Source organism: Luteimonas changyuni, from assembly GCF_039548395.1.
GTDB lineage: Bacteria > Pseudomonadota > Gammaproteobacteria > Xanthomonadales > Xanthomonadaceae > Luteimonas.
The window spans coordinates 33,848-55,728 of sequence record NZ_JBCLUZ010000004.1 but is presented as its reverse complement, the minus strand read 5'-3'; the positions used below and the strand labels follow the sequence as shown (position 1 = coordinate 55,728).

Annotated in this window: 18 protein-coding genes; all 18 read left to right on the top strand. The window is 67.1% G+C overall.

The window, feature by feature from the left end; all coding sequences use genetic code 11:
* Positions 1-48: 48 nt before the first annotated feature.
* The 18 genes from WCD84_RS02680 to WCD84_RS02595 all read left to right on the top strand — a co-directional run bounded on the left by WCD84_RS02680 (position 49) and on the right by WCD84_RS02595 (position 21,830).
* Entirely contained in the window at positions 49-399 is a 351-nt protein-coding gene (locus WCD84_RS02680) for a four-helix bundle copper-binding protein (protein WP_024867865.1), read from the top strand.
* Between the two features lie 165 nt (positions 400-564).
* Positions 565-948: a copper homeostasis periplasmic binding protein CopC gene (gene copC / locus WCD84_RS02675; protein WP_272763999.1), complete on the top strand. Its 384-nt coding sequence runs from the start codon at positions 565-567 to the stop codon at positions 946-948.
* A gap of 10 nt (positions 949-958) precedes the next feature.
* Positions 959-1,888, top strand: coding sequence for a copper homeostasis membrane protein CopD (gene copD, locus WCD84_RS02670; RefSeq protein WP_343280327.1), 930 nt, complete (start codon positions 959-961; stop codon positions 1,886-1,888).
* Positions 1,889-1,949: 61 nt separating this feature from the next.
* Positions 1,950-4,367 carry a heavy metal translocating P-type ATPase gene (locus tag WCD84_RS02665; RefSeq protein WP_343280326.1) on the top strand — a complete coding sequence of 806 codons (2,418 nt, stop codon included), beginning with the start codon at positions 1,950-1,952 and terminating at the stop codon, positions 4,365-4,367.
* A gap of 28 nt (positions 4,368-4,395) precedes the next feature.
* Complete coding sequence (locus WCD84_RS02660; RefSeq protein WP_233740732.1) at positions 4,396-4,854, top strand: DUF305 domain-containing protein; 459 nt, start codon at positions 4,396-4,398, stop codon at positions 4,852-4,854.
* Between the two features lie 376 nt (positions 4,855-5,230).
* Positions 5,231-5,653: a hypothetical protein gene (locus tag WCD84_RS02655; RefSeq protein WP_343280325.1), complete on the top strand. Its 423-nt coding sequence runs from the start codon at positions 5,231-5,233 to the stop codon at positions 5,651-5,653.
* A gap of 129 nt (positions 5,654-5,782) precedes the next feature.
* Positions 5,783-7,105, top strand: coding sequence for a TolC family protein (locus WCD84_RS02650; protein WP_343280324.1), 1,323 nt, complete (start codon positions 5,783-5,785; stop codon positions 7,103-7,105).
* Positions 7,102-8,514 (top strand): efflux RND transporter periplasmic adaptor subunit, encoded by a 1,413-nt coding sequence (locus tag WCD84_RS02645; RefSeq protein ID WP_343280323.1) that lies wholly within the window; start codon positions 7,102-7,104, stop codon positions 8,512-8,514. The genes WCD84_RS02650 and WCD84_RS02645 overlap by 4 nt, the downstream gene beginning before the upstream one ends.
* A 1-nt stretch (position 8,515) precedes the next feature.
* Positions 8,516-11,668: an efflux RND transporter permease subunit gene (locus WCD84_RS02640; RefSeq protein ID WP_343280322.1), complete on the top strand. Its 3,153-nt coding sequence runs from the start codon at positions 8,516-8,518 to the stop codon at positions 11,666-11,668.
* Between the two features lie 172 nt (positions 11,669-11,840).
* The gene (locus tag WCD84_RS02635) at positions 11,841-12,347 is read left to right on the top strand and encodes a MerR family DNA-binding protein (RefSeq protein WP_343280321.1); all 507 of its coding nucleotides are present in this window, start codon (positions 11,841-11,843) and stop codon (positions 12,345-12,347) included.
* Positions 12,344-12,649 carry a DUF2933 domain-containing protein gene (locus tag WCD84_RS02630; RefSeq protein WP_343280320.1) on the top strand — a complete coding sequence of 102 codons (306 nt, stop codon included), beginning with the start codon at positions 12,344-12,346 and terminating at the stop codon, positions 12,647-12,649. Before WCD84_RS02635 ends, WCD84_RS02630 begins: the two co-directional genes overlap by 4 nt.
* A gap of 1 nt (position 12,650) precedes the next feature.
* A complete protein-coding gene (locus WCD84_RS02625) occupies positions 12,651-13,313 on the top strand; it encodes a methyltransferase family protein (protein WP_339399327.1) in 663 nt (220 codons plus the stop codon).
* A gap of 127 nt (positions 13,314-13,440) precedes the next feature.
* Positions 13,441-13,860, top strand: a complete 420-nt coding sequence (locus WCD84_RS02620; RefSeq protein ID WP_092410649.1) for a hypothetical protein — start codon at positions 13,441-13,443, stop codon at positions 13,858-13,860.
* Between the two features lie 82 nt (positions 13,861-13,942).
* Complete coding sequence (locus tag WCD84_RS02615) at positions 13,943-15,328, top strand: MBL fold metallo-hydrolase RNA specificity domain-containing protein (RefSeq protein WP_092410651.1); 1,386 nt, start codon at positions 13,943-13,945, stop codon at positions 15,326-15,328.
* On the top strand, positions 15,325-16,842 hold the full coding sequence (locus tag WCD84_RS02610) for a thymidine phosphorylase family protein (RefSeq protein WP_343280319.1): 1,518 nt from the start codon (positions 15,325-15,327) through the stop codon (positions 16,840-16,842). The genes WCD84_RS02615 and WCD84_RS02610 overlap by 4 nt, the downstream gene beginning before the upstream one ends.
* A complete protein-coding gene (locus tag WCD84_RS02605; protein WP_343280318.1) occupies positions 16,839-17,753 on the top strand; it encodes a ribose-phosphate diphosphokinase in 915 nt (304 codons plus the stop codon). The genes WCD84_RS02610 and WCD84_RS02605 overlap by 4 nt, the downstream gene beginning before the upstream one ends.
* Positions 17,750-20,212, top strand: a complete 2,463-nt coding sequence (locus WCD84_RS02600; RefSeq protein ID WP_343280317.1) for a phosphoketolase family protein — start codon at positions 17,750-17,752, stop codon at positions 20,210-20,212. Before WCD84_RS02605 ends, WCD84_RS02600 begins: the two co-directional genes overlap by 4 nt.
* Before the next feature lie 88 nt (positions 20,213-20,300).
* Positions 20,301-21,830 carry an ABC1 kinase family protein gene (locus WCD84_RS02595; RefSeq protein ID WP_343280316.1) on the top strand — a complete coding sequence of 510 codons (1,530 nt, stop codon included), beginning with the start codon at positions 20,301-20,303 and terminating at the stop codon, positions 21,828-21,830.
* Positions 21,831-21,881: the final 51 nt, after the last annotated feature.

Genomic DNA, 21,881 nt, shown 5'->3' with positions numbered 1-21,881 from the left:
GTGTTGCGGGCGCGCCGATTCTCGCCCGCGAGGAAGAAGGAGAACTACATGACTCACCATTCCGCCGCACACCGGTCCCAGGCCATGAACGAGTGCATCGACAACTGCACGCAGTGTCATGACATCTGCCTGGAGACCATCAACTACTGCCTGACCAAAGGAGGTGCCCACGCGACCCCAGAGCACATTGCACTACTTGCGACGTGTGCCGATATCTGCGCAACCAGTGCCGACGCGATGCTGCGCGGTGCCAGCGCTCACGACGTGGTTTGCGGTGCCTGCGCGGAGATCTGCCGCCAGTGCGCCGATGCATGCGACGCCATGAACGACCCGGAGATGGCGCGCTGCGCCGAAGTTTGTCGCCGTTGCGCGGAAAGCTGCAGCGCCATGGCGGCTTGACGCGTCGAGGATCCCGCCTGAGCGGCGGGATCCTCATCTCAAATATCAAAAGCCGACCAACCGTGGTTTCGGTGACAGCCCGACACCTAACGCTTGTCGCATCGAACACAGCGCGGCCCTCCCGAACGGGGCTTTGCATCACATTCGCAATGAGGATTTATCCATATGAAGTCGTCCAACGTCATTCGCTCCTTCGCGCTCGTCCTCGCAATCGCGGCCGGGCAGTTTTCGCTGCAGGTCGCGCACGCCCACGCCGCGCTGCAGCAGTCCACACCGGCGGCAAATGCGGTGGTGGCCTCGCCAGGCCAGATCGATCTCGTGTTCAACGAGACATTGATTCCGCGGGCGTCGCGTCTCAAGTTGCTCATGAAGCACGGCAGTTCCACCATGCCGATCGAGAATTTCACGACCGAGATCGTCAACAACGGCAAGACCCTGCGTGCCAAGTTGCCTGGACCGCTCGCTCCGGGCGTCTATACCGTGGAATACCGCGCCGTGGGAGGCGACAACCACCCCATGACGGGCAATTTCAGCTTCACGGTGCGCTGAGGAGCCACAAATGTTCGACCTGTCGGCTTATGCACTGAGATTCCTGGAACACCTTGTTCTCATGGTGCTTTTCGGGGTTCCACTGTTCGGTTGGTACGGTTCGCGTCGATCGACACTCGCCGACGCCTTGGCCGGGTGGCCACTCATGGGCGTTCTATTGGTGAGTGCCGCCGTCGGTACTGTGCTCACCGGGGCCGATATCGTTCTCAAAACCGCGGGCATCATGGGAATGCCGGTTGCCGACGTTGATCGCGCATCGCTTGGCTGGTATCTGCTCGAGACGTCCGCGGGCCGGGCAGCCATGGCGAGAGGCGCGCTGCTGGTCGCCCTGATGTTCGTGCTCGGATGGCATCGTCGCCGCGGGAAGGTGGAGACCGCCTTCCCGCTGGCGGCGACGCTGGCGGGCGGCGCACTCGCTTCTCTGGCATGGAACGGCCACGCGGCCGCTGGTGAGGGCGTGGCAGGCGCGGTCCGGCTTGCTGCGGGCCTTGTCCATCTTCTTGCGGCAGGCGGCTGGATCGCAGCGGTCCTGATGTTCCTGGGGATGCTCCTGCGCGGCAAGGAGGCCTCCGGCAGCGGGCGTCTGCGATCAACGCATGACTTTCTGCATGGATTTTCGACGCTGGGAACGATTTTCGTTGCTGCGCTCGTCGTGTCCGGCATCGTGCACTACGGGGATCTCACCGCGTGGTCGTTTTCGGCCCTGTTTCAGAGCACCTACGGGAAGTTCCTGCTGTTCAAACTGGCTCTGTTCGGCGGAATGCTGGGCCTAGGGGCGCTGCACCGATGGACGCTGGTGCCGCGCCTGGGACGGGCGCTGACCAGCGGAGATCCTGCACAGGAGGCGCGTGCTTTGCGGCAAAGTGTTACGGCTGAGGCCGCGCTAGCCATCTTGATCCTGATTGTTGTTTCAGTTCTCGGGACGCTCAGCCCCGAATAGCTGTTTAACCCGCAATGGCACACTGCCTTGGCAGTCCATCTCCAGTAAAGCGAGCATCGGCATGAACTCACCGTCGTCCCATGACCATCACCATTCCACAGGCGAAGCCCCTGTCGAGACTGCGGATGGACGGGTAACCGACCCGGTCTGTGGTATGCAGGTAGATCCCGCCACTACGCCGCATCATGCGGACCACGCCGGCGCCCATTTTCACTTCTGCTCGGAGCGATGCCGCGCGAAGTTCGTGGCTGATCCCGAGCGCTACTTGACGTCCCGGGATGAGCCTGAGGTGGCCCAGCCCGGCGCCATCTACACCTGCCCGATGCACCCTGAAGTCCGGCAACAGGGTCCGGGTAACTGTCCTTTCTGCGGCATGGCGCTGGAGCCGGAAATGCCGAGCCTGGAGGACGATGACAATCCGGAACTTCGCGACTTCTCGCGCCGGTTCTGGTGGACGCTTCCGCTGACGGTGGTGACGCTGGTGCTGGCCATGTTCGGCCAGTACCTCCCGCGTGTCGTGCTGGACGACGTGCAGATCCTGCCCTTGTCGATCGACGTGCAGACCTGGGTCGAGCTGGTCCTGAGCACGCCGGTTGTCCTGTGGGCGGGATGGCCGTTCTTCGTCCGTTGCGTCCAGTCCATTCGCAACCGCAGCCCGAACATGTTCACGCTCATCGGGATCGGCGTGGCGGCGGCGTTCGGCTACAGCGTGGTGGCGACGGTCGCACCAGACCTGTTTCCCGCCTCGTTCCGTGAGCACGGTCGTGTCGGCGTGTACTTCGAGGCCGCAGCGGTGATCGTCTCGTTGACACTGCTCGGGCAGATCCTCGAGTTGCGCGCACGCTCCAAGACTTCCGCCGCAATCAAGGGGTTGCTCGGCCTTGCGCCGAAGGAGGCCCGACGACTCAACGACGATGGCTCCGAAGAGGACATCCCGCTGACCCACGTCCACGTCGGCGACCGCCTGCGCGTCCGCCCAGGCGAGAAGGTGCCGGTCGATGGCGAGGTGATCGAAGGACGCTCCAGCGTTGATGAATCGATGTTGACGGGCGAGCCGATCCCGGTCGAGAAGACGGTAGGCGCCAGTGTCATCGGTGCCACCCAGAACGGCACCGGCGCGCTGGTCATCCGTGCCGGCAAGGTCGGGTCGGATACGGTGCTGTCGCAGATCGTGCAACTGGTCGCGCAGGCGCAACGCTCGCGCGCGCCGATGCAACGCATGGCCGACAAGGTCGCCTTCTGGTTTGTCCTGGCCGTGCTGGCCGCGGCGGTGCTCACGTTCTTCGTCTGGGGCCTGTTTGGCCCGGCACCGGCGTGGACATTCGCAGTGCTCAACGCGGTCTCGGTGCTGATCATCGCCTGCCCGTGCGCTCTTGGGCTTGCGACACCGATGTCGATCATGGTCGCCACCGGGCGGGCGGCGCAGGCAGGCGTGCTGTTCCGCGATGCCGAAGCAATCGAGCAGATGCGCCAGATCGACACGTTGATCGTGGACAAGACCGGCACCCTGACCGAAGGCCGGCCTACCTTCAAGGAGGTGGTGGCTTTCGAGGGCTACCGGGACGAGCAAGTGCTGCAGCTCGCCGCGAGCCTCGACCAGGGCAGCGAGCATCCGCTGGCGGATGCGATTGTCGCCGAAGCGCGGCGTCGGGACCTGCGCCTCGATAACGTCGAGGGATTCGACTCCGTCACCGGCATGGGCGTGCGTGGCAGGGTCGCCGGCCAGGATCTCGTGCTGGGCAATACCGTGCTGATGCAGGAGATCGGTGCCGATGTCGAGCGCCACGTCGACGTCGCCGAACGGCTCCGTGGCGAGGGCGCGAGCGCCATGTTCCTGGCGGCGGACGGGCGGCTTGCCGGTGTCATTGCCGTGGCGGACCCCATCAAGCCGTCCACCGCTGCAGCGATCCGAGAACTGCAGGCGGCCGGCGTGCGAATCATCATGGCTACTGGCGATGGGCTCACCACCGCCCGCGCGGTGGCCGCGGAACTCGGCCTTGACGAGGTGCATGGAGAAGTGCGGCCGCAGGACAAGGCCGACCTCGTGCAGCGCCTCAAGAGCGAAGGACACCGGGTGGCGATGGCCGGAGACGGCATCAACGATGCGCCGGCGCTGGCCGCGGCCGACGTCGGTATTGCGATGGGCACCGGTACGGACGTCGCGATGTCCAGTGCCCAGGTGACCCTGGTCAAGGGCGATCTGCGAGGAATCATGCGCGCGCGGATGATCTCGGAATCGACCGTGTCCAACATGAAGCAGAACCTGACCTTCGCGTTTCTGTACAACGCGCTTGGCGTGCCGATCGCCGCTGGCGTGTTGTACCCGGTGTTCGGGCTGCTGCTGAGCCCGATGATCGCGGCGCTGGCGATGAGCCTGAGCTCGGTCTCGGTGGTCGGCAATGCGCTGCGGCTCTCCCGCTCGCCACTCCGGGGCGCCAGCGACTCCAACCCTCCCCGCGAAACAACATCCGCCACCTAGTACGACCACGTAGAAAGGAGAAACCGCCATGCCGAAGTACGCCAGGTTCGGGCTCATGATCGCCACCTCGACGGTGGTCATGTTCGGGTTGATGTACCTCAATACCTACCAACTCGATCACGTCTCTTTCAGCGAAACCCGCGTGTACATGGCTTTTGTCATGGGCGCCACCATGGGCGTGATCATGCTGCTCTTCATGCTGGGCATGTACCAGAACAGGAAGCTCAACACGGGAATCCTGCTCGGTTGCGCGTTGGTGTTTGCCGGGGCGTTGTGGCTGATGCGCAGTCAGGCAACCGTCCAGGACGTGTCGTATATGCGAGCGATGATTCCGCATCACTCCATTGCGATCATGACGAGCGAACGGGCCAACATTTCCGACCCACGGGTGCGTGAACTGGCCGATGAGATCATTGCCGCCCAACGCCGAGAGATCCGGGAGATGGAGGCGCTGATCGCGGATCTGGAACAGCGCAGCACCGAGTGAGTACGCCGGTTCGGCTCGATCAGTGTCAAGTACTGGCATGAATTCCAAGTATTTGCCGACGCTTTGGGCTAAATGACGGAGTAACATCCTGATCATGCATTTTCGCAGCCGCCACCGCTTACGGATCGCCCTCGCGGTCCTGCTGTGCCTCCTGTTCCAACAGGTGGCAATGGCGGCTTACGCGTGCACTCTTCCAACCACGCCTTTGTCTTTTTATGGCTCCGATGGTGGCGGCGCTGGCAATGAGCCTGAGGTCGGTATCGGTGGTGGCCAATGCACTTAGTCCTGCCAAGTCGCCGCCGGACCCGCCCTTGGGCTTGGCCAAGGATTGACTTGGATCAATTGCGTCTGTCCCGGTAAGAGGTAAGCTCACGTCATGGTCCGCATCCGCCATCGGAATTGGTTCCGGCGCACCGCCCTCCTCGCGATGGCGGCGCTGCTCTGGTCCCAACTTGTGCTCGCGGGCCATGGCGACTGCCTGGATCTCCCAGGCACGCCGGCGGCGTTTGTCGCTGCTGCCACCGACACCCGGCACGACCATGGCCACGGCTGCGAGGCGGAGCTCCCCTCGGCGAGTAAGGCACTGTGCGACGCGCACTGCACCGAGGGTGACCTCTCGGCGGACAGTGGGCGCATCCCTTCGATTCCGCCGCTGCTGGCCGAAGCATGGCTCTCCTGGCTTGCGATCGCCGCGATTGCGGATGCTTCACCAAGTGTCACGGCCACATGGGTGGATTCACCGCCCAGGCCCGCCTGGCACCGACCTACCGCCCATCCCGCGGCGCTCCTGCTGATCTGATGCCCGGACGCTGACTGCTCCGCACCTCTGTGCGGCGCAGTCCTGTGCGTTCGCGCCGTGGCTGCGTCACGGCATGTGTTCCTGCCCTCGTCCGAGCGACTTCCGTCGCGTCGGCCCAAGGACACTGATATGGCATTCCTGTTCGACCAACTGCAGGCCAGGCGCCTGCACCCTCGCCCGCTGTTCCGCCGCCGGCCACCGCTCCGGCACCTGTTTCCGTGCGTGCTCGCCGGCGCCCTGTGGACGCTGGCGCTGCCCGTTACCGCAACCGAACCCGTCCCAGGGCACAGCCTCGAGTCGATCCGCGCCTGGGTCCTCGAACACAACCCCGAGCTGCGGGCACTGGACTTCGAGGCCCAGGCCGCCGAAGCACGGATTCTGCCGGCGGGCGCCCTGCCCGACCCGATGGCTTCCGTTGGATTCCGCGGCCTGGATCCGGACAAGCCCTGGCGCAGCGCCGGTGCCGACCGCGAAGTCGGCTACGCACTGCGCCAGCGCTTCCCGCTCTGGGGCAAGCGCGGCCTGGCGCGGACCGCGGCCACCCAGGACGCGGTCGCGGTCGGGCTAGACCGCATCACCACGGCGCGCGATCTGCTGTCTGACGCCGAGGCGGCCTACGCACGCTACTGGCATGCCGATCAGGCCGTGGCCGTGCTCGATCGCCGCATCGCCCTGCTCCGCCAAGTCGAAGAGATGGCCGGCGTGCGCTACGCCCTGGGCCGCGCGGCGCAGCAGGATGCCATCCGCGCCCAGGTCGAGCAGACCAGCCTGCAGCGCGAGCGGATCGAACGCCTCGCGGCCAAGCAGGAGGCGGCCGCCACCTTGAACGCGGTGCTGGGGCGCCGGTCCGATTCACCGCTGGCGACCCCCGATGAGGCGCCGCGCCTAGTCGTTCAAAGTGCCTCCCTGGCCGAAGCACTGGATGGCGCCGACGCGCACCCCGCGGTCCGCTCACAGCAGGCCCGCGCCGAAGCCGCGCGCACGAACGTGGTGTTGGAGCGTCGCAACCGGTTCCCGGACATCACCGTGGGCGTGGGTGCGATGCAGCTCGGCAACGGCATCGAAAGCACCGAGCTGATGCTGGAGGTCGAGATCCCGTTCCAGCAGCGTGCACGCCGCGAGCGCGAGCGCGAATCGCGCCTGCTCGAAGACGCGGCGCTGGCGCGCATGGACGCCACCCTGCGGGCCGTGGAGGAACGCGGCGCCTCCGCCTGGGCGCGGTGGACGAGCGCACGCGAACGCCGGCAACTGATCGAGAACACGCTGCTGCCGCAGGCCGACGCCACCTGGCAGTCCGCGCTGGCCAGCTACCAGGTCGGCGAAGTCGACTTCGGGACGCTGCTGGAAGCACTCAATGAATGGCAGGGCGCCGACCTCGCACGGGTCGATGCACTGCGTGACGAACTGTTGGGCGCCGCCGCCGTGCGCGCCATCGAAGGAGATATCCGATGACCCGTGTCCAGACCCTGTCGCTCGCCATCGGCGTCGCACTCGCCGCTCTCACCGTCGGATGGGTGGCCGGCCGCGCCACGAACGATTCCACGACCGCAACCACGTCCGCCGAGGCGCCGGCCGCGGAACGCAAGGTGCTCTATTACCGCAATCCCATGGGCCTTCCGGACACCTCGCCAGTGCCCAAGAAGGACTCGATGGGTATGGACTATGTTCCGGTCTATGCCGACGACGCACCGCCGGCGGCACCGGGCACGGTGGTGCTGCCGCCGGACAAGGTGCAGGCGCTGGGCGTGCGCACCGAAGCGGTCAAGCGGGGGGCCCTGGCCGCCACCGTGCGCACCAGCGGCACGGTCGAGGTCGACGAGACCCGGCAGTACGCGATCGCCCCGCGCTTCGAAGGCTGGGTGGAGCGGCTGTACGCGAACCAGACCGGCATGCGGGTCCGCGCCGGGCAGCCGCTGCTGTCTGTCTACAGCCCGGAGCTGGCCGCGGCGCAGCAGGAATACCGACTGGCGGACGAGACCGCCCGCCGGCTGGCCGGGTCCGATCCCGCGAGCGCGGCGTCGATGGTCCGCCTGCGCGATGCCGCCCGCACCCGTCTGCGCAACTGGGAAATCAGCGACGCGCAGCTGGGCAAGACGGGGCTGGTCCTCACGGCGCCCGCGGACGCGGTCGTGATCGAGAAGCCGGTGGTCCAGGGCGCACGCTTCGAGCCCGGCGAAACCATCCTGCTGCTGGCCGACCTGTCGACGGTGTGGGTGATCGCCAAGGTGCCGGCGGCGCAGGCCGCGGACATCAGGGTCGGCCAGCCGGCCCGCTTTGAAACCGTGGCCCTGCCGGGCCAGGTGGCCGAGGGCGAAGTCACCTTCGTGCAGCCCGTCATCGATGCGATGACACGCACCGTGGACGTACGCATCGCGCTGCCCAATCCCGATGGCGACCTGCGGCCGGGACTCTACGGGACGGTGCTGCTCGAGGAGCCCGGGGCCGGCCCGCTCCTGAACGTGCCGCGCTCGGCGGTGCTCGACAGTGGCACACGCCAGGTGGTGCTGGTCGAGACCGGTCCCGGCCGCTTTGCTCCGCGCGATGTCACCCTGGGGCGGCGCGGCGGCGATCGTATCGAGATCCTCGACGGCTTGGCAGAGGGCGAACAGGTCGTGGTCTCCGCCAACTTCCTGATCGACGCCGAAAGCAACCTGCAGTCGGCACTCGAGGGACTTGAGGGACACGCAGGACACGGGGCGCCCTCGGGCACCGGCGAGGATCCGCAGCCCGGGTCCGGTGATGGCGCCTCCGACCCGCACGCAGGCCATGGTGACGAAGCCGCTGATCCGCACGCGGGTCATTCGATGCCGGCCACCCCGGAGGAGGCTCCGCCCTCCGCCACCGGCCACGAGGGGCACTGACATGCTTGGTCGCCTCATCGAGTGGTCGGTCCGCAACGTCTTCCTGGTGCTGGTGATGACGCTGGCCGTGGTCGCCGGCGGCGTCTACGCACTGATGCAGACGCCGCTGGACGCGCAGCCGGACCTGTCGGATGTCCAGGTGATCGTGTTCACCGAGTACCCGGGGCAGGCGCCCCAGGTGGTCGAGGACCAGGTGACCTACCCACTGACCAGTGCGCTGTTGTCGGTTCCCAAGTCGAAGGATGTCCGTGGCTTCTCGTTCTTCGGCGCCTCCTTCATCTACGTCATTTTCGAGGAAGGCACCGACCTGTACTGGGCTCGCTCACGGGTGCTGGAAAACCTCAACGTCGCCACCAAGAACCTGCCAGCGGGAGTAGCGCCGGCGCTGGGGCCCGACGCCTCGGGCGTGGGCTGGGTCTACCAGTACGTGCTCCAGAGCGATGAGCATTCGCTGGACGAACTACGTGCGATGCAGGACTGGTACCTGCGCTACCAGCTCACCACCGCGCCCGGCGTGGCCGAGGTCGCCAGCGTCGGCGGCTTCGTGCGCCAGTACTCGATCACGGTGGATCCGGTCCGCCTGCGCGAGTTCGACATCCCGATCTCGCGGGTGTCCGAGGTGGTCGCCGCTAGCAACCGCGACGTTGGCGGCCGCGTGATCGAAATGGCCGAGACCGAATACATGGTGCGCGGCCGCGGCTACCTGCGCGGCATCGAGGACATCGAGAGCCTCGTGCTGCGCGCCGAAGGGGGCGCACCGGTGCTGATTGGCGACGTCGCCAGGGTCGAACTGGTGCCCGACGAGCGTCGCGGCATCGCCGACCTGGACGGCGAAGGCGATGTCGTGGCCGGGATCGTCATTGCGCGCTTCGGCGAGAACGCTCTGGCCGTGATCGGCGGGGTGAAGGACAAGATCGCGGAACTTGCACGCGGCCTGCCCGAGGGCGTCAGCGTCCAGACGGTCTACGACCGGTCCGACCTCATCGTGCGTGCGATCAAGACGCTGCGCACGACATTGCTCGAGGAGAGCCTCATCGTCGCGCTGGTCTGCCTGCTGTTCCTGTTCCATGCGCGCAGCGCACTGGTCGCGATCGTCATGCTGCCGGTCGGCGTGCTGGTCGCAGTGATCGCGATGCGTGCGCTCGGCATGAACTCCAACATCATGAGCCTGGGCGGCATCGCGATCTCGATCGGCGTAATGGTGGACGCGGCGATCGTGATGATCGAGAACGCACACAAGCACATCGAGCGCTCCGACGGCTCCCGCAGCCGAGCCCAGCTGATCATTGATGCCTGCCGCGAGGTCGGGCCGGCGTTGTTCTTCAGCCTGATGATCATCACCGTCTCGTTCCTTCCGGTGTTCGCCCTGGAGGCGCAGGAAGGCCGCCTGTTCAAGCCGCTGGCCTTCACCAAGACCTTCGCCATGGCCGGTGGTGCGCTGCTTTCAGTGACCTTGGTGCCGGTGCTCATGCTCCTGTTCGTGCGCGGCAAGATCATGCCCGAGCAGAAGAACCCGGTGAACCGGTTCCTGGTCGCGGCCTATCGGCCCGTGATCGACGTCGTGCTGCGGCACCGCATGGCCACGATCGCGATCGCGCTGGTCGCCCTGTTCGCCAGCCTGTGGCCGGCGTCACGCCTGGGCAGCGAGTTCATGCCCACGCTCAACGAGGGCACCCTCCTGTACATGCCAGCGTCGCTGCCGGGCATGTCGGTGACCAAGGCGTCGGAGCTGCTGCAGCAGCAGGACCGGATCATCAAGGGCTTCCCGGAGGTGGAGTCGGTGTTCGGCAAGGCGGGCCGCGCCCTGACCGCCACCGATCCTGCACCTTTGGAGATGTTCGAAACCGTCATCAACCTCAAGCCCGAGGACGAGTGGCGGGACGGCATGACCACCGACAAGTTGATCGCGGAGATGGACGAGGCGCTGAAGTTCCCGGGCGTGGCCAACTCCTGGACGATGCCGATCAAGGCCCGCACCGACATGCTGGCCACCGGCATCCGCACGCCCGTGGGCATCAAGTTGTTCGGCACGGATCTTGAGCAACTCGACGCGCTGGCCACCGAGATCGAAGCCGTTGTGCGCGAAGTGCCGGGGACGACCAGCGCGTTCGCCGAGCGCCTGACCGGCGCCTACTACCTCGACATCACGCCGGACCTGCCCAGCCTGGCGCAGTACGGCGTGACCCTGGGCGAGGTGCAGGACGTGGTCGCGGCCGCCTTGGGCGGCGAGATCGTGACCACCATCCTGCAGGGCCGCGAGCGCTTCAGTGCGATCGTGCGCTATCCGCGCGAGTTGCGAGACGACCCGCACCGGATCGGCAACCAGGTCCTGGTGCCCGTGCCCGGCGGCGCGCAGGTGCCCCTCGGCGAGTTGGCGCGAATCGAGGTCACGAAAGGGGCACCGAGCATCCGCACCGAAAACGCGATGCTGGCGGCCTACATCTACGTCGATACGCGTCAGAGCGATCTCGGCCGTTACGTGAAGGCCGCGCAGGATGCCGTCGCCGAGCAGGTGCAGTTCCCGCCCGGCTACTACGTGACCTGGAGCGGTCAGTACGAGTACATGCAGCGCGCCGCCGAGAAAATGCGCGTCGTCGTCCCGGTAACCCTGGCGCTGATCTTCCTGCTGCTGTACCTCAACTTCCGCCGCGTCACCGAGTCGCTGATCGTGATGCTGTCGGTGCCGTTCGCGCTGGTCGGCGGCGTGTGGCTGATGTGGATGCTCAACTACAACGTCAGCGTCGCGGTGATCGTCGGCTTCATCGCGCTGGCCGGCGTCGCCGCGGAAACCGGCGTGGTGATGCTGATCTATCTCGACCACGCGCTGGAGGCTCGCGCCGCGCAGCGCCAGGCCGAAGGCCGCTCGCTGGATGCACGCGACCTGCGCGAGGCGATCATCGAAGGCGCGGTCGACCGCGTGCGCCCGAAGATGATGACCGTGGTCGCGATCATGGCCGGCCTGCTGCCGATCATGTGGAGCAGCGGCACAGGCTCGGAGGTCATGCGCCGCATCGCCGCGCCGATGGTGGGCGGCATGGTCTCGTCCACGGTGCTGACGCTGGTGGTGATCCCGGCGCTGTACTCGTTGATCAAGCAGCGGCAGCTGGCCAGGAAGCGGCCAACACCTGCTGCGCTGCCGGCGGACGTGTCGTGATGTGGCCGACCTTCAACGCGCCAGGGCAAAGGCGGTCCGCGTGTGCGTTGACCCAAGATTATCGCTGCGGGAGCACTCGATGCCTTGGTGTGGATGGAGGCGTGTCAGCCGAGCTTGACCTGTGTGCGGGACACAGGTCTAGCGTGATCACCATCTTTCCTGGAGCGCGCCAATGATGGGCAAAGACGAAGCAGCGCCGCCGCTGATGACGGTACGCCAGCTGGCACAGCAGGGCGACGTCACGGTGCATGTGGTGCGCAACTATCTGCGGCGCGGCCTGCTGCAGGCGGCCACGCATACCGAGGGCGGGTATCAGCTCTTCGCGGCTTCGGAGCTCCAGCGCCTGCACTTCATTCGTACGGCACAGCAGCTTGGTTTCACGCTGGCCGAAATCGAGGAAATCATCCGCCACAGCCTGCAGCGACATAGTCCCTGCCCGCTCGTGCGGGACATCATCCGGCGCAGGCTCGACGACACCCGCCAGCAACTGGACAGGCTCCTCGCCATGCACCAACGGATGGAGCGTGCCATCCACGCTTGGGCCGCGCTGCCGGACTCCATTCCGACTGGCAATGACGTCTGCGCATTGATCGAAGCCGTTGCCGCGACAGAAGGCGGCAAGTTCGTCAGGTCCACCCCGCGACGCCTTCTCGGACGCCTCACTCAGGATTTGCCATGACTGCCCCCCGCTCTCCAACCACGTCGGGGTCCGGACGTTGGGTCTTCTGGATTTTCCTTGCGCTCGCCGTCTTCTATCTTGGCGTCGAGCATCGCGCCCACCTTGCTGGAGCACTCCGCTGGTTGCCATTGGCCATCCTGCTGCTGTGCCCCCTCATGCATGTGTTCATGCACAAAGGACATGGCGGACATGGCGGACATGGACAAGGCGGCAATGCCGACGACTCATCCAATGGGGGCCTTGGCGGCAGCAAGCGGGCGCTGACCGACGAAACGTCCGACACCTCGAACGGAGGGCAATGACATGCACGCATCTGACGCTGGCTACGGTCTTTGGCTCCTCGCCGCCATCAACGCCGCCTTCTTCATCTTCTTCGCCTGGAGCTTCTACAAGCCGTTGACGCGGTGGGACTGGCGGGGGTTCGGGATGTTCTCCGCCTTCGTCGTGGCGCTGTTCGCGGAAATGTATGGCTTCCCGCTGACACTGTACGTCCTGGGCGGCTGGCTCAGCGCTAACTATCCGCAGGTGAACTGGCTCAGCCATGACGCGGGCCATTTGCTGGAGATGTGGTTCGGCTGGCGCGCCAATCCGCATTTCGGTCCATTCCACATCGCGAGTTTCGTGTTTATCGGCGGAGGGTTCTGGTTGTTGTCGACCGCCTGGCCCGTGCTGTATCGGGCACAGCGAGAGGGTCGGCTTGCCCGTGAGGGCGTGTATGCGCGCATGCGCCACCCGCAGTACGTTGCCTTCGTGCTGGTGCTGACCGGCTTCCTGCTGCAGTGGCCGACGCTGCTCACACTCATCAGCTTTCCGGTGCTCGTGTGGGCCTATGCCCGCCTCGCTCGCCGTGAGGAGAAAGATTGCCTGAGCCGCTTTGGCGACGACTACGCCCGCTACATGCAGGAGGTCCCGGCCTTCCTCCCGCGACGCCGGCGCGGCCCCGCGCCATCGCCGGGAGAAGCATGATGACGCAGGTTGAGGAGCTGCCTGGGCAACGCTCCGCCGTTCAAGTTGCCCACCTGCATGGTCTCTCCGTTCGTGTTGTCGCCGCAGATCTCCGTCTCCGTTCAGGCCCATCCAAGGAGTCCACTCAATGAATACGGTCACACCCGTTGCCTGTTCCGCAGCCCCACGTACCAATTCCTACCGCTGGTTCGCCGCACTGGCGCTGGTGGGCGCACTCGCATTCTCCTTCGCACTGCCGGGCGTCGCATCCGCGAGCGAGGGCGGGTTCCGCCACAACGTCTTGATGCGCGGCCAGGTGTTGGAGAAGGGGGACGAGACGCTCGTGGTCTGCGTCGGGCAGGCCGACGGCGCCCAGGTCGGGCAGGTGCTGGATGTGATCCGGCACAAGCGCCGTATCCGGCATTCGCGGGCCGGCGGTCCACGCTATCGCCGCGAGAACATCGGTCAAGTACGGATCGCCGAACTGTTCGACAGCCACTACGCGGAGGCTGAAGTGATCTCCGGCAGCCCCAAGGTCAACGACACAGTGGAGCTGATCCGCCCCTGACAAGCGCGCAGGCGATGCAGATGCGCCTCGGCCCTCGCCATGCCATCAGCAATCACTTCCCTTCCAGGACAGGAGCCACAACATGACATCGTCTTCCAGCCCCACCCTGCAATTCCTCGGTGCCGCGGGCACTGTGACTGGCTCGCGCTACCTGGTTGAGGCCAACGGTCAGCGCGTGCTCGTGGACTGCGGCCTGTTCCAGGGCTACAAGCAATTGCGCGACCGCAACTGGGCTCCGTTTCCCGTCGAGCCGTCATCGATCGACGCGGTAGTCCTGACCCACGCCCACCTGGACCATTCGGGCTACTTGCCCGCACTGGTCAAACAAGGGTTCCGCGGCCGGATCCACTGCACCCATGGCAGCGTGGCCCTGTGCGGCCTGCTGCTTCCCGACAGTGGATACCTGCAGGAAGAGGATGCTAAGTATGCAGCGCGCAAAGGGTACTCCAAGCACAAGGAACCACGACCGCTTTATACCGAGGATGACGCCCGCCGCAGCCTGAAGCAGCTCAAGGGGCATGACTATGGTCGCGACATCGAGGTCGCATCAGGCGTCACGATCCGCTTCCATCCTGCCGGCCACATCCTGGGCGCTGCCCACGTCAGCCTGGACGTCCAGGGCCAGCGCCTGCACTTCAGTGGTGACCTGGGCCGGCAGCAGGAGTCTCTGATGAACCCGCCAACGCCCCTGCCCGCCTGTGACGTACTGGTCTGCGAATCCACATATGGCAATCGGGAACACGTTCCGATCGACCAGGAGGCGGAGCTGGCCCCCATCATCCGCCGCGTCGCTGCCCGTGGGGGCGTAATCGTCATTCCGGCCTTTGCCATCGGTCGCGCCCAGGCGCTCATGCTGCATATCGCCCGGTTGCGCGAGCGCAAGGACATCCCTCGCGTGCCGGTCTACCTCAACAGCCCGATGGCAATCAACGCGACCCGGCACTACCACGCCCACCATTCCGAGCACCACGTGTCCGAAGAGGACTGCCAGCGGATGTTCGACGTGGCCACCTTCGTCAACACTGTAGAAGAGTCGAAGGCGCTCAACCGCCAGCGCGGGCCGATGATCATCATCTCGGCCAGCGGCATGATCACCGGCGGGCGCGTGTTGCACCACATCGAGGCGTTCGGCCCCGATGACCGCAACGCGATCCTGCTCGCGGGCTACCAGGCCGGAGGAACACGCGGTGCCGCGCTGGCGGCAGGCAAGCGCACGTTGCGCATGTTCGGCCGCGAGGTCCCCATCCGCGCTGAAGTGGTGCAGCTGGAAGGCTTCTCCGGCCACGCCGACGCCGGGGAGTTGCTGGACTGGATGCGCACCGCGCCGTCCGCGCCGCGCGTGGTGTACCTCACCCATGGCGAGCCCGATGCAGCCGACACACTGCGCGCGCGCGTGCAGCGTGAACTGGGCTGGCGTGCGCGCGTGCCGGAGCACCTGGAGCAAGTCGGATTGGAGGATGCGAGATGACCACGCAGGCCCCGGGCCACACCCGCCTGCGCGTCACCCGTGCCGGCATCGACACCTACCAGCAGCCGGTGGTCTATATGCACCGTGACTGCGAAGTCTGCCGCTCGGAAGGCTTTGCCGCGATGACGCGCGTGAGGCTGGACGTCGGCGCGCGCACGCTGGTGGCGACGCTGAACGTGGTCGTCGACGATCGGCTCGGCCTCGACGAGGTGGCGCTGTCGGAGGCCGCGTGGACGCTCCTCGATCCCATGCGCGATGCCCTCGCCCGGGTGCGGCATGCGGAACCCGCGTCGTCGGCAGGCGCGCTCCGCGCCAAGGTGTTCGGGGCACGGCTGGACGACGCGCAGTACCTCGCCCTGGTGCAGGACGTGATGGAAAGCAGGCTGTCGGACCTGGAGCTTGCCGCTTTCGTCACGGCCAGCGCGGGCGACCGCCTCGACAACGCCGAGACGACCTCGCTGACACGGGCCATGATCGCCGTTGGCCAGCGCCTGGATTGGGGCGATGGGCCGGTGCTGGACAAGCATTGCGTCGGCGGCCTGCCCGGCAATCGCACCACGCCGATCGTGGTGGCCATCGTGGCTGCGCTGGGCTACCGCATCCCGAAGACGTCCTCGCGCGCGATCACGTCGCCCGCGGGCACCGCCGACACCATGGAGGTCATGGCGCCGGTGGCGCTCGATCTGGCGGCGATGCGCCGGGTGGTGGAGCGCGAGGGCGGCTGCATCGTCTGGGGTGGCAACGTGCGCCTGAGTCCGGCCGACGACATCCTGATCCGGGTGCAGCGCCCGCTGGATTTCGACAGCGACGGTCAACTGGTGGCCAGCGTGCTGTCGAAGAAGATAGCCGCGGGCTCCACCCACGTCCTGATCGACATGCCGGTGGGTCCGACGGCCAAGGTGCGAGGTGAGGCCGCGGCCCACAGCCTCGGCACGCGGCTTGCCCACACCGCGGGCGCGCTGGGATTGCAGTTGGGCATCCATCGCTCCGACGGCAGCCAGCCGGTGGGGCGGGGAATCGGTCCGGCGCTCGAGGCGCACGATGTGCTCAAGGTGCTGCGCAACGCAGCCGATGCACCCGCCGACCTTCGCGAACGCGCACTTGCGCTGTCCGCGGCGCTGCTGGACATGGCACCGGGCAGCAACGCCGGCACCGGACTGGAGCGCGCGCGCGGCGTGCTGGATTCCGGGGCGGCGCTGGCCAAGTTCCTGGCGATCTGCGAGGCCCAGGGAGGCTTCCGCGAACCGCCACGGGCGGCGTTCACCGCCGACGTCCCGGCGCCTGCATCGGGCCGCATCGCGGCGATCGACAACCGCAGGCTGGCCAAACTGGCCAAGCTGGCCGGCGCCCCGACATCCCCCACCGCCGGCCTCGAAACCGGTCTGCGGATCGGCGATACGGTCGAGCGCGGACAGCCCATGATGACCCTGCATGCGGAGTCGCCGGGAGAACTGGCCTACGCCCTGGAGCACGCCGCGACGCTGCAACCCTTTGTGCTTGGAGAGGTTCCATGACCCGTGTGCTGATGCCCTTCCCGGCCGATGCAGTGTTGGCCGGCACCATCAACCAGCCCCTGCAGGCGCGCATTGCACCCGTGGCTTGGCGGCACTTCCCAGATGGCGAGTCGCTGGTCACCCTGGACGACGCACTGGCCGGAGCCGATGTGGCGCTCCTGGCCAGCCTGCGCAACGCCGATGCCACGGCCCTCCCGTTGCGCTTCGCCGCCCGGACCGCGCGCGAGTTCGGGGCTCGTTCGGTCGGCCTCATCGCACCCTACCTGGGGTATATGCGCCAGGACACCCGCTTCCATCGCGGCGAGGCGGTCAGTACACCGCTGTTTGCGCAATTCCTCGAAGAGGCTTTCGACTGGCTGGTGACCGTGGACCCGCACCTGCACCGCGTCGAGCGCCTGCAGTCGCTCTACCGCATTCCGACGGTCCACGTATCGGCGACGCCGGCCGTGGCCCGCTGGATCGCTGAGACCGTCCCCGACGCTGTGCTGATCGGCCCTGACAGCGAGAGCGAGCAGTGGGTAGCGGACATCGCCGCCCTGTCCGGCATGCCCTACCAGGTGCTGGCCAAGGAGCGGCACGGCGACTACGACGTGCGCGTCAGCCTGCCCGACCCGGCAGCCGTGGCTGGTCGGACTCCGGTGCTGATCGACGACATCGTGTCGTCCGGCCACACGATCCTGGAGACCCTCGCACACCTGCGCCGGTTGTCGTTGCCGTCGCCGTTGCTGGTCGCCATCCATCCGGTGTTCGCAGGCGACGCCTATGCCCGCCTGCAGGAGGCGGGCCTGGCCCGCATCGTCAGCACTGACACCATTTCCCACCCCTCCAACGCCATCGCGCTGGGTGCGGACCTCGCCGCCGCGGCATCGACCCTGATGACCGCTTCGACCGATTCCCCGGAGGACCCATGAACCTGCATCTCAACTGCTGCACCGCCGACCAGCTGTCGGCCGCCGAGCGCCAGCGGATCCTTGAACTCGCCGACGCCCACCGGCAGGCCGATCCCGCGTTCGCCCACTGGGCGGCCGGCTACGGGGTGATCCGACATGACCCGCTTACCCAGCTCCGGGTCCGCCAGATGGTGCACGAGCTGGTCGCCCTGGGCCGCACGCCGGATGCCGGCACCGCATGGCAGCGGCTCGCCGCGGCCGACCGCGTCACCAGCGCCGGCATGTGGCTGGTGGCGCACATGACCTACAGCCAGCGCGTTCGTACCGACGGCGCGGCCCTGGAGGTCGATGACTTCAAGACCACGCCTGAAGGCCACACCGGCGGGTCCCTCAACATGGTGCCCGCCTACGCCGGCTACCTGCTGATGGATTCCCTGGATGGCGTCACCCGCGCGTGGATGATGGGCCAGGGGCACTGCGTGGCCGCCATCGACGCGCTGAACGTGCTGGTTGGCAACATGACCGACCGGCACGCCGAACGTTACGACCGCACCGGCGAAGGGCTGAGCCGGTTCGTAAGCGACTTCTATGCCTACACCCTCAATCCGGACGGAACGCCGGCGTCGCCCCTCGGCTCCCACGTCAATGCGCACACCGCCGGGGGCGTGATGGAAGGCGGCTATCTCGGCTTTGCCGAGCTGCAGTACGTGCATGCGCCGCTCAAGGATGAACGCCTGGTCGCCTTCCTCAGCGACGGTGCGTTCGAGGAACAGCGTGGCAGCGACTGGGCGCCACGCTGGTGGCGCGCCGAGGACAGCGGACTGGTCAGCCCGATCATCATCCTCAACGGGCGCCGCATCGAACAGCGCAGCCAGATCACCCAGCAGGGCGGCGAGCGGTGGCTGGACCGGCACCTGCGATTGAACGGCTTTGATCCGATCGCGCTGGACGGGCGCGATCCGGCCAGCATCGCGTGGGGCATCCACGTGATGGAGTCGCGCCTGCAAGCGGGCGCCGCTGTTCCCGCCGACGTGCGGCTGCCCTATGGCATCGCCGAAACCGTCAAGGGCTTCGGCTTCCCCGGCGCCGGGACCAACGCCTCGCACAACTTGCCGCTGCCGGGGAATCCGGCGAAGGATGCCGCGGCGCGCACGCTCTTCAATGAAGGCGCAGCGGCGCTGTTCGTGGCCGCGTCGGAGCTCGAGCAGGCCGTTGCCGCACTCAACAGCCACGATCTCCAGCAGCGGGTGCGCGAGCGCGACCATGCGCTGGCCGATCGCCAGGTGGAACCGCCCCGCGTCCCGGCGATCGCCGACCGCGGCGCCGGCGGTGAGAGCTCGCCAATGACCGCACTCGACGAGCAGTTCGTCGCCATCGCCGAGGCGAATCCGGGACTGCGGGTGCGCGTGGGCAATCCCGATGAGCTGCGCAGCAACAAGCTCGACCGGACCCTGGACGCGATGAAGCACCGGGTGCACGAGCCCGAGCCCGGCGTCGCCGAATCGCCAACCGGCGCGGTCATCACTGCGCTCAACGAAGAAGCCGTGGTCTGCGCGGCGCTCGGCAACAAGGGCGGGCTAAACCTGGTGGTCACCTACGAGGCGTTTGCACCGAAGATGCTCGGCGCCGTACGTCAGGAACTGATCTTCGCCCGCCACCAGGCCCAGGCCGGGCGCCCACCCGGCTGGCTGGGCGTGCCCCTGGTGCTGACCTCGCACACGTGGGAGAACGCGAAGAACGAACAGTCCCACCAGGATCCGACCATGGCCGAGGCACTCATGGGCGAAATGGCCGACATTTCGCGCGTGGTGTTCCCGCCGGACGCCAATGGCGCTGCCGCCGCCCTCGCCCGCGCCTACGCGCAACGGGGCACGGTCACCACACTGGTCGTTCCCAAGCGTCCGGTGCCTCATGAGCTGACCCCGCAGCAGGCCCAGGCACTGGCCGAGACCGGCGCAACATGCCTCGCCGGCGATCCGGAGACGGCGGCGATCCTGCTGGTGGCCACCGGCGCGTACCAGATGCAGGAAGTGCGCCGCGCACAGGCGCGTCTGGCCGCACGCGGAATGTCGGCCGCGATCGTCTATCTCGCCGAACCCGGCCGATTTCGCGCCCCGCGCGATCCGGAGGAGGCAAGGTACGTGCACTCCGACAGTGCGGTCCAAGCGCTGTTTCCGGTGGGCCGGCCGCGCGTATTCGTTACCCACACCCGTCCGGAGCCCTTCCTCGGTGCGCTGCGCCGACTCGACACCGGCCCCACCACCACCGCGGCGCTGGGCTTCGTCAACCGGGGCGGCACACTGGACGTGCCGGGCCTGCTGTTCGCCAACCGCAGCACCTGGGCGCACGTGGTCGACGCGGCTGCGCACGTCCTCGGCCAGTCCCGTGGCAGCCTGCTGTCCGAAGCGGAGCTGGCGGCAGTGGATGGCCGCGGCGATCCGGCCACGATCCTGCGCCCTGCCACGGGGCCAGCGTCGTGAGTCGCCCGGCCAGGACCTCGCGCTGATGGCGGGTACAGTGCGGCGCGGAGGTCAGATTGCCTGGGCCGGACTGAAGCTCGGAGTCGCCGTGCTGCGCCTGCGCCGGCGCGCACCCGACCTGCTCCCCGCATACGTCAGCACCACCCTGGTGGGGTTGGGCACCACCTTCGTCAAGCTGGGCCAAGGCTTGAGTCTGCGCTGGGACCTGCTGCCGGCACCCTACCGCGAGGCGTTGTCGCGATTGCACAGCGATGTGCCCCCCTTCCCGGCGGAGGAGGCCATGCGTATCGTCGAACAGGCGTTTGGCGCGCCGGTCGGCGAACTTTTCGCCAGCTTCGATGACAAGCCCCTGGCCGCGGCTTCAGTGGCCCAGATCCATCCAGCGCGCATGCATGATGGTCGCGATGTGGTCGTCAAGATCACCCGCCCCGGGATCCATGCCCAGGTGCAGGCGGATCTGCTGCTCCTGCGGCGCACGATGCGCGTCGCCCAGTGGATCTGGCCGCCACTGAAACGCCACCGGCCGCTCGAACTGGTGGACGAACTAGGCGCATTCCTGCGTGACGAGATCGACATGCGTCACGAGGCGCAGAACATGCGGCGCATGGCCAAGGTGCTGGATGCCCTGCCCGGCATCACCCAGCCGCACGTCGTCGAGCCGTATGCCACCCGCAACGTGCTTGTGCAGGATCGAAGCCACGGGACCCGTCTGGAGGCCGCGTACGGCACAGCGGCCGCTCCCGCACTGGCAAGGGCGCTGCTCGGTGCCTACGTGCATCAGCTCTTCGGCGCCGGCGTCTTCCATGCCGACCCGCACCCGGGGAATCTGTTCTTCTTTGACGACGGTCGCCTGTGCCTGCATGACTTTGGCTCGATCGGCGTGCTCGACCCTGCATCCCGGCTCGCGCTCGGCGGCATGGTCGAGGCCATTGCGGCCGACGACGCCGAGGGCGTGCTGGATGCAGCGATCGCCATGAGCTTCTTCCCGCCGCAGGTCGACCGCCGCTCGCATGTGCGCGAGATCCACCTGATCCTGGCCGAGATGGCCAGCCGTCCGCTGGCGCAGTGGTCCATTGCCGAGGCAATCTGGCGCGTGGCACGCATTGGGCAGGGCGCTGGCTTCCGGCTTCCGGCCCACCTGCTGTCCCTGATCCGGACGCTGTTCCTGGTCGAGAACACGCTGCGGGCGCTGGATCCGGATCTGGACCTGCTGGGGACGCTGTCCGCGCAGGCGGCCGCGATCGCCGACATTGCCGAAGCCAGCCGCCCCAGCGGCAACAGGCCGCTTGCCATGCGGCTGGCCCGCACTGCGCGCCAACTGCCACAGATCGCCACCGACCTGTTGCGGCAGGCGCAACTGAGCGACGGACGACCCGCCTTCTCCGTACACCACCATGGCCTGAGTTCCACGCAGGAGGCAATCGCGCGCACGGGCAACCGGCTGGCGTTGGCCCTGGTCACCTTGGGCCTGTACGTAAGCGGTGCGCTGTTGAGCCTGCATTCCGACGGCCCGCAAGTGTTCGGTCACATGCCTTTCCTGGCTATGGTGGCTTTCGCTGCTGCGGGATTGCTCTCACTGCGGCTGGTGATGGCCATCGCCAGATCGGGACACTTGTAACAGAACACTGATCTATCTCCCCGCTGGTGCCCGGCGCATCAGTGCATCCAG

Bases quoted from the DNA above. Each gene is read 5' to 3' on its own strand.
- copC (WP_272763999.1), top strand. From the start codon at position 565: ATGAAGTCGTCCAACGTCATTCGCTCCTTCGCGCTCGTCCTCGCAATC.
- WCD84_RS02600 (WP_343280317.1), top strand. From the start codon at position 17,750: ATGAACCTGCATCTCAACTGCTGCACCGCCGACCAGCTGTCGGCCGCC.
- WCD84_RS02650 (WP_343280324.1), top strand. From the start codon at position 5,783: ATGGCATTCCTGTTCGACCAACTGCAGGCCAGGCGCCTGCACCCTCGC.
- WCD84_RS02615 (WP_092410651.1), top strand. From the start codon at position 13,943: ATGACATCGTCTTCCAGCCCCACCCTGCAATTCCTCGGTGCCGCGGGC.
- WCD84_RS02660 (WP_233740732.1), top strand. From the start codon at position 4,396: ATGCCGAAGTACGCCAGGTTCGGGCTCATGATCGCCACCTCGACGGTG.
- WCD84_RS02620 (WP_092410649.1), top strand. From the start codon at position 13,441: ATGAATACGGTCACACCCGTTGCCTGTTCCGCAGCCCCACGTACCAAT.
- WCD84_RS02655 (WP_343280325.1), top strand. From the start codon at position 5,231: ATGGTCCGCATCCGCCATCGGAATTGGTTCCGGCGCACCGCCCTCCTC.
- WCD84_RS02610 (WP_343280319.1), top strand. From the start codon at position 15,325: ATGACCACGCAGGCCCCGGGCCACACCCGCCTGCGCGTCACCCGTGCC.
- WCD84_RS02605 (WP_343280318.1), top strand. From the start codon at position 16,839: ATGACCCGTGTGCTGATGCCCTTCCCGGCCGATGCAGTGTTGGCCGGC.
- WCD84_RS02680 (WP_024867865.1), top strand. From the start codon at position 49: ATGACTCACCATTCCGCCGCACACCGGTCCCAGGCCATGAACGAGTGC.
- WCD84_RS02635 (WP_343280321.1), top strand. From the start codon at position 11,841: ATGATGGGCAAAGACGAAGCAGCGCCGCCGCTGATGACGGTACGCCAG.
- WCD84_RS02640 (WP_343280322.1), top strand. From the start codon at position 8,516: ATGCTTGGTCGCCTCATCGAGTGGTCGGTCCGCAACGTCTTCCTGGTG.
- copD (WP_343280327.1), top strand. From the start codon at position 959: ATGTTCGACCTGTCGGCTTATGCACTGAGATTCCTGGAACACCTTGTT.
- WCD84_RS02645 (WP_343280323.1), top strand. From the start codon at position 7,102: ATGACCCGTGTCCAGACCCTGTCGCTCGCCATCGGCGTCGCACTCGCC.
- WCD84_RS02665 (WP_343280326.1), top strand. From the start codon at position 1,950: ATGAACTCACCGTCGTCCCATGACCATCACCATTCCACAGGCGAAGCC.
- WCD84_RS02630 (WP_343280320.1), top strand. From the start codon at position 12,344: ATGACTGCCCCCCGCTCTCCAACCACGTCGGGGTCCGGACGTTGGGTC.
- WCD84_RS02625 (WP_339399327.1), top strand. From the start codon at position 12,651: ATGCACGCATCTGACGCTGGCTACGGTCTTTGGCTCCTCGCCGCCATC.